The 14,162-nt window shown below is 51.1% G+C and carries 15 protein-coding genes, 1 tRNA gene and 2 pseudogenes; 7 read left to right on the top strand and 11 right to left on the bottom strand.

The genetic code is table 11. From position 1 onward, the window contains the following. Nucleotides 1-125: 125 nt before the first annotated feature. The 6 genes and pseudogenes from FD23_RS03570 to FD23_RS11030 all read right to left on the bottom strand — a co-directional run bounded on the left by FD23_RS03570 (nt 126) and on the right by FD23_RS11030 (nt 2,694). Nucleotides 126-803 (bottom strand): 2,3-bisphosphoglycerate-dependent phosphoglycerate mutase, encoded by a 678-nt coding sequence (locus tag FD23_RS03570; protein ID WP_025896088.1) that lies wholly within the window; start codon nt 801-803, stop codon nt 126-128. 13 nt (nt 804-816) lie between these two features. Continuing rightward, complete coding sequence (locus tag FD23_RS03575) at nt 817-1,002, bottom strand: hypothetical protein (protein ID WP_002879755.1); 186 nt, start codon at nt 1,000-1,002, stop codon at nt 817-819. Between the two features lies 1 nt (nt 1,003). Further along, on the bottom strand, nt 1,004-1,189 hold the full coding sequence (locus FD23_RS03580) for a hypothetical protein (RefSeq protein WP_003612506.1): 186 nt from the start codon (nt 1,187-1,189) through the stop codon (nt 1,004-1,006). A 20-nt stretch (nt 1,190-1,209) separates the two neighbouring features. Beyond that, nucleotides 1,210-1,890 (bottom strand): histidine phosphatase family protein, encoded by a 681-nt coding sequence (locus FD23_RS03585; RefSeq protein WP_052933743.1) that lies wholly within the window; start codon nt 1,888-1,890, stop codon nt 1,210-1,212. Nucleotides 1,891-1,949: 59 nt separating this feature from the next. After that, a pseudogene (locus FD23_RS03590) lies at nt 1,950-2,500 on the bottom strand (sulfite exporter TauE/SafE family protein). Between the two features lie 38 nt (nt 2,501-2,538). After that, a complete protein-coding gene (locus FD23_RS11030) occupies nt 2,539-2,694 on the bottom strand; it encodes a hypothetical protein (protein ID WP_155445190.1) in 156 nt (51 codons plus the stop codon). Between the two features lie 219 nt (nt 2,695-2,913). Between FD23_RS11030 and FD23_RS03595 the strand changes: the two genes are divergently transcribed. The 7 genes from FD23_RS03595 (at nt 2,914) to FD23_RS03625 (ending at nt 9,924) form a co-directional block, all read left to right on the top strand. After that, the gene (locus tag FD23_RS03595; RefSeq protein ID WP_002879748.1) at nt 2,914-3,495 is read left to right on the top strand and encodes a DJ-1/PfpI family protein; all 582 of its coding nucleotides are present in this window, start codon (nt 2,914-2,916) and stop codon (nt 3,493-3,495) included. A gap of 1 nt (nt 3,496) precedes the next feature. Further along, nucleotides 3,497-4,015: a GNAT family N-acetyltransferase gene (locus FD23_RS03600; RefSeq protein ID WP_052933744.1), complete on the top strand. Its 519-nt coding sequence runs from the start codon at nt 3,497-3,499 to the stop codon at nt 4,013-4,015. Between the two features lie 86 nt (nt 4,016-4,101). Beyond that, nucleotides 4,102-5,160: a dipeptide epimerase gene (locus FD23_RS03605; protein WP_025896086.1), complete on the top strand. Its 1,059-nt coding sequence runs from the start codon at nt 4,102-4,104 to the stop codon at nt 5,158-5,160. Between the two features lie 62 nt (nt 5,161-5,222). Then, nucleotides 5,223-5,903 carry a serine hydrolase gene (locus FD23_RS03610; RefSeq protein WP_230844881.1) on the top strand — a complete coding sequence of 227 codons (681 nt, stop codon included), beginning with the start codon at nt 5,223-5,225 and terminating at the stop codon, nt 5,901-5,903. Between the two features lie 82 nt (nt 5,904-5,985). Next, nucleotides 5,986-6,741 carry a MurR/RpiR family transcriptional regulator gene (locus FD23_RS03615; RefSeq protein WP_003612513.1) on the top strand — a complete coding sequence of 252 codons (756 nt, stop codon included), beginning with the start codon at nt 5,986-5,988 and terminating at the stop codon, nt 6,739-6,741. Nucleotides 6,742-6,887: 146 nt separating this feature from the next. Then, entirely contained in the window at nt 6,888-8,300 is a 1,413-nt protein-coding gene (gene pepV / locus FD23_RS03620) for a dipeptidase PepV (RefSeq protein ID WP_052933745.1), read from the top strand. A gap of 253 nt (nt 8,301-8,553) precedes the next feature. Continuing rightward, nucleotides 8,554-9,924: an amino acid permease gene (locus tag FD23_RS03625; protein WP_052933746.1), complete on the top strand. Its 1,371-nt coding sequence runs from the start codon at nt 8,554-8,556 to the stop codon at nt 9,922-9,924. 76 nt (nt 9,925-10,000) lie between these two features. Here the strand turns inward: FD23_RS03625 and FD23_RS10280 are convergent, their stop codons facing one another. From FD23_RS10280 to FD23_RS03650, 5 genes and pseudogenes are all read right to left on the bottom strand, one after another. Further along, on the bottom strand, nt 10,001-10,237 hold the full coding sequence (locus tag FD23_RS10280) for a DeoR family transcriptional regulator (RefSeq protein WP_230844882.1): 237 nt from the start codon (nt 10,235-10,237) through the stop codon (nt 10,001-10,003). 107 nt (nt 10,238-10,344) lie between these two features. Further along, nucleotides 10,345-11,644: pseudogene (locus FD23_RS03635) on the bottom strand (aspartate ammonia-lyase). A gap of 240 nt (nt 11,645-11,884) precedes the next feature. Then, on the bottom strand, nt 11,885-12,778 hold the full coding sequence (locus FD23_RS03640) for an SEC10/PgrA surface exclusion domain-containing protein (RefSeq protein ID WP_025896078.1): 894 nt from the start codon (nt 12,776-12,778) through the stop codon (nt 11,885-11,887). A gap of 134 nt (nt 12,779-12,912) precedes the next feature. Beyond that, nucleotides 12,913-13,815, bottom strand: coding sequence for an aggregation-promoting factor (gene apf / locus FD23_RS03645; RefSeq protein ID WP_057717949.1), 903 nt, complete (start codon nt 13,813-13,815; stop codon nt 12,913-12,915). A gap of 271 nt (nt 13,816-14,086) precedes the next feature. Beyond that, nucleotides 14,087-14,159, bottom strand: a tRNA-Lys gene (locus FD23_RS03650). Between the last annotated feature and the right edge of the window lie 3 nt (nt 14,160-14,162).

Raw genomic sequence — 14,162 nt, forward strand, 5'->3', positions numbered from 1 at the left:
TTCTTCCTGCGGTTAATGGAACTATCGCGGAAAGCTTTCTAAGTCTCTCAGTCATTTACACAAGTTTTTATACTGAACCAGAAAAAAAGGCAAAATAAAAAACAGGCCTCAGCCTGTTTTTGTAATCAGTTGGTGATCATCTTATCCACAATGTTCAGCTCCTGGTCAAAGTCATAGACAATGGCCTGAGCGTTAGGCACCTCCAGCTTGAGGATATCCACATTGTTGATGTCTTCTAAATATTTGATCAGCGCCCGCAGGCTGGAGCCATGGGCCACGATCAGCTGGTCTTCCCCAGCCACTAAGCGGCTGGCCACCTCGTCTTCATAGTAAGGCAACAGGCGGAGCTGGCTCTGGTGCAGGCTCTCCGCTCTTGGCAAAAGCTGAGGGTCCACTCCCCAATAGCGGCGGTCGATAGTTGGTGACCCTTGCGCTGGCGGAACCGCGTCAAAGCCCCGCCGCCACTCTAAAACCTGCTCTTTGCCGAAAATCTTCCTGGACACGTCCTTGTCCAGGCCCCGCAGGGCCCCGTAGTGGCGTTCATTCAGCCGCCAGGTCTTTGCAACCGGCAGGTATAAAAAGCCCGCGGCTTCGGCCGCGATGTTCGCCGTCTCAATTGCCCTCGACAAAAGAGAGGTGTGAATCATAGTCGGGTAAAAGTCCCCGACTTCTTTTAATTTCTCCCCTGCTGCCCAGGCCTGCCGCCGGCCCTTATCCGTTAAGGGAACGTCATTCCAGCCTGTATATACATTTGCCGCATTGGCCTGGCTTTCCCCATGCCTCAGCAGTGCCAACTTTGCCATAATTTTTTGCCTCCTAGAGCCAAAAAGCCCAGATTCCAGTAATGATGAAGAGGATGCCTAATAGGACAAAAGCCTTGCCCCCCAGCCCCTTCTGCTTGACGCCCTGCTTCTGCCGGCGCAGGCGCGTGATACCAGTAATTAAATCCCAGATGCCGAAAAGTAAGATGGCATAAGGAACCCACCAGGAATGAACGTTCATATTAGCCCCACAACTTTACCGCGTAATAAATGGCCACGGCCAGGATGCCGGCCCCGGTCAGGTAGTAGGACTTGGCTGGCAGGCTGTCCTTCTTCCCCATCCGCTGGATGTTATAGCCCCGGGCAAATTCCCACAGGCCCACTATCACCAGCAAAACGAGCGTAAAAGTGTGCGTATCCCACTTCATCTTCTAGTCTGTCTCCTTGTTCATAAATCTTCAGCCTTGCAGTTGTAGTCGACAATTTCAAAATTGCCTTCTTCGTCCAAAATCCCCCGGCTGACGCTGCCGTTGTCCGGGAAGGTGATGTCATGCAGGCCGTCGCTTTCCTTCCAGTACTTGATCCCCAGGGTCTTGATAAAGTCCCCGTGGGAAACCAGCAAGACCCGGCCTTCGCCGCTGGTCTCTTTTCTCAAGACCTTGATGGCCCGGCACATTCTGGTTTCCAGTTCTTCCGTGCTTTCGGCCAAATGGAGGGGGTCAGCCTTTTTAGTGACTTCCCGGAACTTGTAGATGCCGATGGTATCGATGATCTTCTTTACGTCAGTGGTTGCTGGAATGCCCGCGGCTTTAGAAACACTGAGCCAGATATCATCGATGCTGCCGCCTTCAAAAGAACCGTAAAAAACTTCTCTGAATTCCGGCAGCTTTTTGATCTTACCAATCTTAGACACCTGGTTGGCGTCCTTCATCAAGTGGACGGTGTCAATCGCCCGCTTCAAGTCTGACGAATACATGTTGTCAAAATGAATTTGAGAGAGGGCGGCAGCCGTCTTCTTTAAATCGTCAATTCCTTTGATGGTCAAGGGGGTATCGCACCAACCCTGTACCTTGTCCAGGCGGTTAAAAAGCGTTTCCCCATGTCTGACCAGATAAACTTCAGTTTTCATGCCCGTCCTCCTTAAATCAATCAATAACTATTCTAACTTACTTTGCCTGACTTGGGTAGTTAACCCCAGGCCCGCCAGCCCAGGTAAACGGCCAAAAGAACCGAGAAGCAAGCCGTGATCCACCTGAGCCAGGCAGGCTTTAGATATTTAATCATTTTTTGCCCGAAATAGCCACCAATAAAGAGGCTAATCGCCAAAGGAAAAGCTACTGGCCAATTGACCCCACCCTTAAAGGCAAATAGCGCCAGAGCCACCAGGTTGGCTAAAGAACCGATCACACTCTTAATGGCGTTGATGACGACAAAAGAAGAGTCACTTAAAGCCGTCAAAAAGATCAAGGTCAAAACGCCCGACGCCGCCCCAAAGTAGCCGGCATAGATCCCGGCCACGAACAAGCCAAAATAAGCCCCGATTCTTCCCAGCTTGGTCGCCTGCTTTGGCTGCTTTTGCCGGCCGCTGTAAAGGAGCAGGCCAGCTGAAAAAGGACAAAAAAGGGCACTAATTTTTGAAAGATTTTTCCCGGGAACTGGACTAAAAGCCAGCCCCCAATTAAGGCCCCGGTCAATTGGAAGAAGGCATAGCGCCAAAGCTCCCCCCAGTGCCCCCGCATCTCCTTTAAGCAGGAGGACAAGGAGCCAAAGCCGGTCGTCACCAGGGCAGGGCCGCCGTATTGGTCATATTGGCGCTGACCGGGCTGAGGCCGAAGAGGAGCAGGCCCGGGTAAGAGACAAGCGACGCCATGCTGGCTACCGCCGCCACGATGCCGGCCAGGACGCCTAAGATAATGAGGTAAATGAACTGCATTGTTTGCTCTTTTCTGTTTTTTTCACTGATTTGCTTATTTTTCCAAAGAAAAAAGCCGTATCCATTTTAAACGATCACAGCAGGCAATTGCAAATTGCTGAAAATAGCCCGCTTTCAGCGACAAGCTGACCGCAATTTTGTACAATAGGAGGTAGCAAATCATTAACAAGAAATTAAAAGCACGAGCAAGTGATTTTTAGAAAAAAGGAGAAGAAAACTATGCCAACTGCAGCAATTGTTTTTTCAGATGGATGTGAAGAAATCGAAGGCTTAAGCCAGGTCGACGTCCTGCGCCGGCTGGGCATCCCTTGCGATATGGTGGCTCTGGACAACTTGACCATCACTGGCGGACACGACATCCGCTTTACCTGCGACAAGTTAGTGGACGAATCCCTACTTGACTACGACTTGGTCGCCTTCCCGGGCGGGGCCCCGAACGCCAAACACCTAAGAGCAAGCGAGAAGCTGGCCGGGCTGATGAAGCAGCGCTTCGCGGCCGGCAAGTGGAACGCCGCCATGTGCGCCTCCCCGATCGCCTTGTCTAAGTACGGCTTTTTAAAAGAAGCCAAGTGGACCAGCCACCCGGACTTTAAAGAACAAGTTGCCAGTGAAAACCCGGCCAGCACCTACGTCGACACCCCAGCTGTCATTGACGAGGACCACAAGCTGGTCACCAGCCGGGGGCCGGCTACTTCCTGGGCTTTTGCCTATGCCCTGGCCCAAGTTTTAGGCGTGGACACCAGCCAGCTGGAAGACGCCATGCAATACAGCTACTTAAGAGACCACATCAACGAGGCTTAAGATGACTGAAGAAACCTTAGTCAGAAAGGCAGAAAGCCGGGACCTAGAGGACATTGTCGCCATCATCAAAGACGCCAAGGCCCTTTTGAAGGCGCAAAACTCCAGCCAGTGGCAAGAAGGCTACCCTAACCGGGCCAGCATTGAAGAAGACCTGGACAACCGCCAGGGCTGGGTTTTACTTAAAGATGGGCAAGTCGCCGCATATATGGCCGCGACCGACTTTGACCCCAACTATGAAGTCCCGATTTGGGTGGGAAGTTCTCCCTACTGGGCTCTGCACCGCTTCGCCATTAAGAATGATTTCCGCGGACAGGTGCTCAGCCAGCTTTTGCTGAAAAAAGTAATTGCTTTTGGCCAAGAAAATGGAATTAAGAGCTTCCGCCTGGATACGGGCAAGCAGAACCAGGCCGTCCAGCACCTGGCTGACAATTTGGGCTTTGTCTACCGGGGCATCATTACGGTGACCAGCGACTCGGTCGACCCGGAGCGGCGGGCCTATGAACTGCTTTTTGACAAGTAGGAAAAATATAAAGAGAAAAAAGAAAAATAAAGAAACAGGAGAAAAAAGAAAAATAAAGAAACAGGAAAATAAACAAGGAGGAAAAAATGGCTGAACAATTGGCGATTGCAGACCTGCAGGTCGACATTAAGCAGATTCCCTTAAAGCAGCCCTTCGTCACATCCCTGCACCGGGTTGACGCCGTCAACGCCGTCCGGGTGACGGTCCGACTGGCTAACGGAGTAACGGGTATCGGTACCTGCACCCCTAATGAAAAAGTGACCGGGGACAGCTTGTCCAGCGCCCGAGCCGTTATTGAAGAAACGATCAAGCCTCTCGTCTTGGGCAAGAACCTGACCGACTGGAAGGAACTTTTAAACACGGTCAAGACTTCCATCGTCCACAATGCCCCGGCCAAGGCCGCGGTCGAAATCGCCCTCTACAATACCCGGGCCAACCTTTTTGGCCTCACCCTCTCCCAACTCTTAGGCGGCAAGGGCGGCAGCGTGGAGACCGACTACACCATCAGCATCGGCAAGGCTGAGCAAATGATCGCTAACGCCCAGAAGATGGTCGATCAGGGCTTCAAGACCCTTAAACTGAAATTGGGGGCTGGCCATTTAAAGCGGGACATCAAGCTGGTCGAAGACCTGGCCTACGCGGCTGGTCCTATGGTTCACCTGCGCTTAGACATGAACCAGGCCTGGAATGTCCGTCAGACCATGCAGGCGGCAGAATACTGGCACAAGCAGGGCCTTTTGATCGACTTTATCGAGCAGCCGGTCCCGGCCTGGGACCTGGATTCCATGGCTTACTTGACCCGCCACTCCCCTTACCCGATCATGGCGGATGAATCCGTGGAAAGCTACGAGGATGCCCAAAGAGTTTTGGCCAAAAATGCCTGCGACTACATCAACATCAAGCTGATGAAGACGGGCGGCTTATCTGAAGCCCAGAAAATCAACGACTTAGCCGAAAGCCGGGGGGTGCCAACCATGGTCGGCAGCATGATTGAGTCAATTGAGTCTTTGGCGGCAGCCTGCGCCTTCTACCGGGCCAACCCGAATACGATTTTTGCCGACCTGGACGCCATCTTCATGGTTGACCAGGACCCGGATTTGAATAGTTACGCCGAATGCTTCGGCGATAATATCGTGGTGAGATAAAATGTTGGATTTTAAGAAGATTGCTGACATCCTGGCCCCCCCTGCCAGGGAAAACCGCCCTTTTGATCAAAGACAAGACCGGCGTCCTCTACGCCGGCCCCTTAGCCGGGGAAGAATTCAAGTCAGCCAGCCTGATCAAGCTGGCCGTGGCCTGCTACTACCAGGCCCACCCGCAGGACTTAATTCAGATGGTCCATGTCCCGGAAGACAAGATCGTTGAGGGCGGGATGCTCTGCCACCTGGCCCAAAGGGACTGGATGCTGCGGGACGTTTTGGAATTGATGCTGTCAGACTCGGACAACACGGCCACCAACTTTTTGATCGATTTTATCGGCTTTACCAAGATGGCCGCCTGGTTTGAAGCAGAATTTGCCCATCTTCACCTGGGCCGGTACTTGATGGAAGTGACTGACCGGGAAAACTACCTTTCCGCTGAAACTGCCCTGGAGCTCTTAGAGCGGCTCTTAGCTGACCCGTCTCCTTTTGGCCAGGTCTGCCAGAAGGCCCTCTTTTACCAGGAGTCCGTTAACAAGCTCCTCCAGGACCTGCCCGAGGGCTGCTCTTACAGCAAGACCGGGGAACTGGAAGACACGGAGCATGACGCGGCCCGGATTTTTGCCGGAGACAGTTACTATGACATCTGCTTCATGAGCCATTACACGGGCCTGGAAGAGCGCGAGCAGATCCTTTTGGCCCAGAACGCGGTCGGGAAACTGGCCTACCAGGACTTGACCGGGAAATAAGGTATATTCTTTTTGGACGGCTAGCCATTTTTATCACTATTGTGATAAAATCAAAGCAAATTTATCAAAAGTAGGGATATAAATGGACATTACCAATTTTTTCACGGTTGAGACTTCTGAGCTCTCCAAATCTGACCGGAAAATCATGAAGAGAATGACCTCCGACTTGACCAATGTTGAGTCGCTGACCATCAACCACCTGGCTGAAGAAGCGGGAACTTCCCTGGCTTCCGTTCAGCGCTTCTGCCAGAAGATGGGCTATTCCGGCTTTAAAGAATTCAAGTTCCAGCTGCTGACCTACATCAAGAAGCAAGAGAGCCAGGAGGCGGCGGTTTCAAGCAGCGAATACCTGGATGACTACCATGACGCTATCAACCGGGTCTGGACAGCAAATGAAAAGGACGCGGAAGAATTGGCGGAAGTCCTGGCGACCAGCTCGACCAACTTTATTTTCGGGATCTACTATTCTGAACTGCCGGCCAGGCTGCTCAGCATGGGGATGCGGGATCTGGGCAAGTCGACCTACTTTGGGGACAACCTGGCAGCTGGCGAGCACCTCTTCCCGCTAAGCGATGAGAACTCCACAGCGGTCTTTTATTCAGTTTCAGGGATTTCCAAGCTTTTTGGCTCATCGCCCTTGCCCAAGTCGATTTCCCACTTCAAGCACAGCTACCTGGTCACCATGAACCCGGACACGCCTTTGAAGAAGTACTTTAAGAAGGTCATCGTCCTGCCGGGCAAGAACCTGGCCCAGGGCCTGCCGGTCGACCCCCAGTCGATCCCAGTGGTCTTTACTGAAAGAGTGATTGATATCGCGGCAACTAAATACCGCCGATAAAGCTGCCGGAAGGCGGCTTTTTTGCTTGGCGTCTTGTTTGCCAGGGCTGGCGAAGATTGATAGAATTTTATTTAGGTGGTTAGTTACTTTATTGTAACTAATTTCAAAAAACAGCAGGCATTGAAAATAAACATTAGGAGAAAAAGATGGACTTAAACTTTAAAGAACTGGCGGAAGCCAAGAAGGACGCGATCTTAAAAGACTTAGAGGAATTGATCGCCATTGACTCTTCCGAAGACCTGGAAAACGCCACGGAAGAATACCCAGTTGGCAAGGGTCCGGTTGACGCCATGACCAAGTTCCTCAGCTTTGCCAAGCGGGACGGCTTTGACACGGAAAACTTCGCCAACTACGCCGGCCGGGTCAACTTCGGTGCAGGCGACAAGCGCCTGGGCATCATCGGCCACATGGACGTAGTGCCAGCTGGTGAAGGCTGGACCCGGGACCCCTTCAAGATGGAAATTGATGACGAAGGCCGGATCTACGGCCGGGGCAGCGCTGACGACAAGGGGCCAAGCTTAGCTGCCTACTACGGGATGCTTTTGCTCAAGGAAGCTGGCTTTAAGCCAAAGAAGAAGATCGACTTCGTCTTAGGGACCAACGAAGAAACCAACTGGGTCGGGATCGACTACTACTTGAAGCACGAACCGACTCCAGACATCGTCTTCTCACCAGACGCTGAATACCCGATCATCAATGGTGAACAAGGGATCTTCACCCTGGAATTCAGCTTCAAGAACGATGATACTAAGGGCGACTATGTTTTAGACAAGTTCAAGGCCGGGATTGCCACTAACGTGACTCCGCAGGTTACCCGGGCTACTATCTCCGGACCTGACCTGGAAGCTGTTAAATTGGCTTACGAAAGCTTTTTGGCAGACAAGGAATTGGACGGATCATTTGAAATTAATGACGAAAGCGCCGATATCGTCTTGATCGGCCAAGGGGCCCACGCTTCAGCTCCGCAAGTCGGCAAGAACTCAGCAACCTTCCTGGCCCTCTTCCTGGACCAATACGCTTTTGCCGGCCGGGACAAGAACTTCCTCCACTTCCTGGCTGAAGTGGAACACGAAGACTTCTATGGCAAGAAGCTGGGCATTTTCCACCACGATGATCTGATGGGCGATCTGGCCAGCAGCCCGTCCATGTTCGACTACGAACACGCCGGCAAGGCTAGCCTCTTGAACAATGTCCGCTACCCGCAAGGGACTGACCCGGACACCATGATCAAGCAGGTTATGGACAAGTTCAGCGGCATCCTGGATGTCACTTACAACGGCTTTGAAGAACCGCACTACGTGCCAGGCAGCGACCCAATGGTGCAGACTTTGCTCAAGGTTTACGAAAAGCAGACCGGCAAGCCGGGCCACGAAGTCGTCATCGGCGGCGGGACTTACGGCCGCCTCTTTGAACGCGGGGTTGCCTTTGGGGCCCAGCCGGAAAACGGCCCAATGGTTATGCACGCGGCCAACGAATTCATGATGCTGGACGACTTGATCCTGTCCATCGCTATCTACGCGGAAGCCATCTACGAATTGACCAAGGACGAAGAGCTGTAAGAAAAAGCCGAAAAGGTAATTACTCAGGGTGACTTAATTTTCTTTAGTCTAACCCGGTCAAAACAAAACGTTTTTAGTTTTAGCAGGTTGTCAAATTAATTTTGTTTTGACAACCTGCTTTTTTTGCCCTTTCTTAAAGGATTTTATCTTTACAAAAAAAGACTGAAGCTTATATTGTAAAACCATAAATCCTTATTTGATTTTAATTTTACTTTTGTTTTTTCTAGTTGCTTTAGTAGGAAGGACTTGCTTTATGGAAGACCGCAACATTGAAAACACGGACGGGACTATCCGCTCCTTGTCCAACCGGCACGTGCAGATGATTGCCATTGGCGGCACGATCGGTACTGGCCTCTTCTTGGGGGCCGGGACCACGATTTCCGCCACTGGTCCCTCAGTTATTTTTATCTACGCCATCATGGGCCTCTTTTTCTTCTTCCTCTTGCGGGCCTTAGGAGAGATGTTCTATTTTGACTCCAACAGCCACACCTTCGTCTCCTTCATCACCAGATACCTGGGTGAGGCGGCTGGCCGCTTTGCCGGCTGGACCTACTGGATCGGCATCCTCTTTGCCTGCATGGCAGAGCTGACGGCCGTTTCAACCTATGTCCAGTACTGGCTGCCCGGCCTGCCCGCCTGGCTGATTGAAGTTAGCGTCCTAGGCCTCTTGACCCTGCTCAACTTGACGGCGGCCAAGCTTTTTGGCGAAACTGAATTCTGGTTTGCCATGATCAAGATCATCACCATCATCTCCTTGGTCGTAACCGGGATCATCATGGTTGCCGCGAATGCTAAAACTCCGGTTGGTCACGCCAGCCTCAGCAACTTCACCGGCAGCTTCTCACTTTTGCCAAAAGGCAAGTACGCCTTCTTCACCGCTTTCCCGATGGTCTTCTTCTCCTTTGCCGGGATTGAATTCGTGACGATTACCATTGGCGAGGCCAAGAACCCGAAGAAGGTCATCAAGAAGGCCGTCAACGAAACCCTGCTCCGGATCCTTCTTTTCTACATCGCTACTTTAGCCGTAATCATGTGCGTCATCCCTTGGGGAAAAATTACCAGCGGGACAAGTCCTTTCGTCCAGGTCTTCAAGATCGCCGGCTTTAATGCTGTTGCTTCAGTCTTCAACTTCGTCGTATTGACCGCCGCGGCTTCTTCTCTTAACTCCGGGATCTTTTCAGCTGGCCGCCACTTCTTCCAATTGGCTGAAGAAGCGCCTAAGGATTCCTTTTTGAAAAAGCACTTCGCCAAGATTTCAGCAAATGGCGTGCCAGCCGCTGGGATCGTGATCTCCGTTGCCTTAATGCTGATCGTGCCAATCATGAGCTTCTCCAGCACGGCTATTGAAGTTTTTGGCACGGTGGCCGGGGCAACGAGTGACATGTACATCCTGGTTTATGTTCTGGCCCTGCTGGCCCACCGCAAGTACCGGGAATCCAGCGACTTCATAGCTGCCGGCTTCAAGATGCCTTTTTACAAGCTCTCCAGTCCTTTGACCATCGCCTTCTTCCTGGTCATCTTCTTCAGCCTCTTCTTTATTCCGGCTGATGTCTTCGGGGCAAGTCTGGCCGCCAGCTGGGCCCTCCTCTTTGGGGGCTGGTGCTGGCTCAGCGAAAAGCATTGAAGTGCCCATCCGAGTTTAAGCAATTAAAGTTAAACAAGCTAAAAAGCGTTGACAGATTTTTCTGTCAACGCCTTTTTTATGCTTCAATATTTGTCCGCACCGAAGTATATTGCTGGTAATATTTCAGGACATCTGCGGAAACTTGGGAATTGGTAACCAGTTCATCGATGCCATACAGACTGTAAAACTGGTAGAAGTCGCGGCGGATCGTCATTTCTGAAACCTGCAGGCTCTTGGCTAAATCCGCGACTGATATGTAATTTTGCTCAGTAACCATATTCATGACTTGGTCAAGCCGTTCTCTTTTTAGCATTTTGGTCAGCCATCTCTTTCTTGCTTTTCCATGCTTAACTGTGTTCGCTTTAAAACACAATTTAACATCTGCCAGGGCTTTTTTCAATGGATCCATAACGCTTATTTTTAGACCAGTTCCCGGACGCTGCACTTTTCCTTAAGGGCCATCTTAGCTGAGAGCTGGTAGCCCATGTATGGGCAAAGAACCGTGGCGATGCCGACGCTACCTTCCTTGAGCTGCTTGCAGCGGCCCTTGTTGGCGGTGATGCCCGTAATGCAGTTTTCTACCAAGGTATCGACTGCCCCGGTCAAAGCCGTAAAGGATTCGAAAAGCTGATAGAAGACAACTGGTTCAAAAGCGTTCAGTTCCAGTTGCCCGGCTTCTGCCGCCATGGTGATGGTGGTGTCGTGGCCGCAGACCAGGAAGGCCGCCTGGCTGACAACTTCTGGGATAACCGGGTTGACCTTGCACGGCATGATGGAAGACCCGTTTTGCTTGGCTGGCAGGTTGATTTCGGCAAAACCGCAACGCGGGCCGGAAGACAAAAGACGGAGGTCGTTGGACATCTTGGACAGGCTGATGGCGCAGGCCTTAAGGGCACCAGATACTTCCACGAAGGAGTCCAGGTTTTCCGTAGCGTCAAAGAGGTCGTCGGCCTGCTTGAGCTCAAAGCCAAAGAGCTTGCTCAACTGCCCGGCGATGTGGTCTTCGTAATACTGGGAAGCGTTAATCCCAGTCCCGATCGCCGTTGCCCCTAGGTTGATCTCGTGCATTTCCATGGTGGCTTTTTCCAAACGCTTCTTTAAGCGGCTGACCATTGAAGCGTAGCCGGCAAAGCTGTCACCCAAGGTCATCGGCACGGCGTCCTGCAGCTGGGTCCGGCCCATCTTGATCACGTCAGAGAATTCATCTGCCTTGATCCGCAGAGAAGCTTCCAACTTGTCCAGGCTGGCGACTAGCTTTTCACTGAGCAGGATGGTGGTCATCTTGTCAGCCGTTGGAATGGTGTCGTTGGTAGACTGGGCCATGTTGAATGTTGACCTGGTCGTTAGGGTGAACCAGGTCGTAAGTCCCCCGCTTGCCGCCTAAAAGCTCGTTTGCCCGGTTAGCAATAACCTCGTTCATGTTCATGTTAGCGCTAGTCCCGGCCCCGCCTTGGATTGGGTCGATGATGAAATCTGCCGCGAATTTGCCGGCAATCACTTCATCGCAAGCAGTTTTAATCACGTCAGCCTGCGGCTTAGTGAGTAGACCAATTTCAAAGTTTACGCTGGCAGCTGCCTTTTTGATCAAGGCCAGGTTGCTCAGAAAAACTGGACTCATCTTTAAGTGCGTAATTTCAAAATTCCGGCTGGCCCGTTCAGCCTGGACCCCGTAGTAGGCGGCTGTCGGGACTTCAAGACTGCCAATTGAATCTGCTTCTATAGTTGAAAATTAGACCAATGTTAAGACCATTCCCCCCTTTCTTTGCCGTCTTTTTAGAAAAGGCTTACAAAAATTAGATTATTAACTTCTTTTGAGGAGAAAATTTAACATGAAAAGCTGAAAAAATTAGACCAGTTATTGGCCAAAAGATATAAAACAGATCTTGCTCCAATAAAACAGCACGAAAAAAGAGGCTGATTGCTTAGCCTCTTTACACATTATTCTTTTGTCTATTCTTCCCTAAGCCTTAAAGCTGCCCCAGTAGGCGCCGCCGTAGGCCCACTTAAGGTGGGATGGCACCCCGATATAGTGCATGGAGTAAGTACCGTTAGTGTAGGAGACGTTAAAGCCGTAGTAGTCCCAGTCGCCGTCATACTTGCCGCCCTGGGTATTCATGAGGTCCCCGGCGTGCTCCCATTCCGTGTACTGGCTCAGCTGCTTGACCTTGCTCTGGTTAGCATAGCGGTAGCCAAACATCATGGTCTTCAAGCCAAAGTAGATGTCCTTCTTCATAGCCGTCATGGTCACCTGACTGCCGTCCTTAAAGCCGGCCATGTCTTCGACATAGTTGTAGTTGCTTGGCAATTTCAAGCCGACCCGGTTAGTGGCCCGGACAATCCCTGGCACATAGTGGCCAGTGGCGATGGTCTTCTTGTTTGCCACGTATTCCTTGGAAATTTCCAAGGCCAGCTTCTGGGTCCCCTTGCTGTACTTCCACTTCTTCAGGCCCAGCTTGGCCCGGGCCTGGTTGATCAAGCGGAGGGAGTAGGTTGCCATAGTCTTGGACTGACTGGTATTCAAGTGGCCATTGGTCAATTTAACAATGGTCTTGTTGTCCTTGCTGGACTCTGACCAGGAACTTTGGTCAAAAGTATTGGCCTGCATCCCCTTAACGTTGATCTTCCGCCACTTCTTCAGCCAAGCCGCGTTCTTCTTGTTTTTCAGCCACTTCTTCTGCTGGCTCTTAGACAAGTTGGAGTACCAGTAGGCCTTCTTCAAGTTGGCCTTAGTATAGCCCTTAGGCAGGGTAAAAACCGCCTGCCGGCTACTGGCTGCAACCGGTCTTACCTGGCTGGCCGCGAAAGCCGTCCCGATTGCCAAAGTAGCTGCCGCGCTTACGAAAAATTTCTTCATCTTTGAACCTCTGTTTCTCAATTCAAATCCTATCCCACCTCTTTTATTATACCTTGTTTAGCAGCTCTTTTCTCCACAAAAAGGCAAAGAAAAAGACGGTTCCCCGAAAGGAACCATCTTTGACCAGCAGCTGATTAGTACCAGCCATTAGCTTGCCAGAAGGCCTTGGCTGCAGTCCATGAACCATACCGGCTTTGAACGTAGCTGTTGGCAACCTTTTCCTGGTTGGCGGCAGAAGTGTCACCGTTTAGGTAGCTCAAGCTCAATTGGTACTTGCCGTAGTAGTTACCGTTTGAGGCAGTGTATGAGCCGCCGCTTTCCTTGCTTGCGATCCAAGCCTTAGCTGCTTCTTCAGATGATGATGAAGAAGTTGAAGTTGAGCTGGAAGTGCTTGCGGAAGCAGTTGAAGTTGAAGCAGAAGTGCTTGAACTGGTCGTGCTTGCGGAAGCAGTTGAAGTTGAAGCAGAAGTGCTTGAACTGGTCGTGCTTGCGGAAGCAGTTGAAGTTGAAGCAGAAGTGCTTGAACTGGTCGTGCTTGCGCTGTAGCTGGAAGTGTTGGCTGCGCCAGTATTCGCGCTGTAGCTGTAGTTATAGTTTGAGCCGTAGCCGTAGTTATTTGCTGATGAGCTGTAGCTCGTAGTGTAGCCAGTGCCAGTTGAGCTGGTCGTGCTGTTAGCAGTGTTAGTGCTGGTAGTATTCGCTTTGTAAGTGCTGTTTGAAGCAGTTGATGCTTCAGTGGTGTACTTGGCCATGATCCATTGGCGCTTGCCGATCTTGTACCACTTTTCACCTGAAGCGTCGCGGGCGGTCTTAACTACCTTCCATGAGCTGCCGTCCTTAACGGAACCGGTAACCGTAGCAGTGTAGTAATTTGACCAAGTTGCAATTGATTGCCCATCAATGTAGTCAACCGTTACGCTGTCACCGATGGTTGCCGCGTCTGCTTGACCGTTCGTGCCTAATCCGATCGCTGCCACGCCAGTCAAAGCCAAGCCTGCAGCAAATACTGATTTAAGTACGTTAGATTTGATGTTCAAAAAAATTCTCCTTTGCTTGTCGCAAGCTCTCGTCTGCCAAGTTACTTCTCCTTTGGCAAACTCCTTCTTGCTATTCTTATGTCATTTGACAGTCTATATGTTAACAGAGCCAAATTTCAAAATCATAGCAAAAAAGTAACGGTCCAGTTAAGAATAGATTACAGGGAAGATATTTTCTGTAACATTGTAATATTTCACCCGGCCTTAACTGCCTTGAAATATTTGCCTAAAAGTAAAAAAAGACATCATGCGTGTGCATGATGTCTCGCGATGGGTCGTCAGGGGATCGAACCCTGGACACCCGGATTAAGAGTCCGGTGCTCTGCCAGCTGAGCTAACGACCCAAA

Origin of the sequence: Lactobacillus delbrueckii subsp. delbrueckii DSM 20074 = JCM 1012 (assembly GCF_001433875.1) — a bacterium.
Lineage (GTDB): Bacteria > Bacillota > Bacilli > Lactobacillales > Lactobacillaceae > Lactobacillus > Lactobacillus delbrueckii.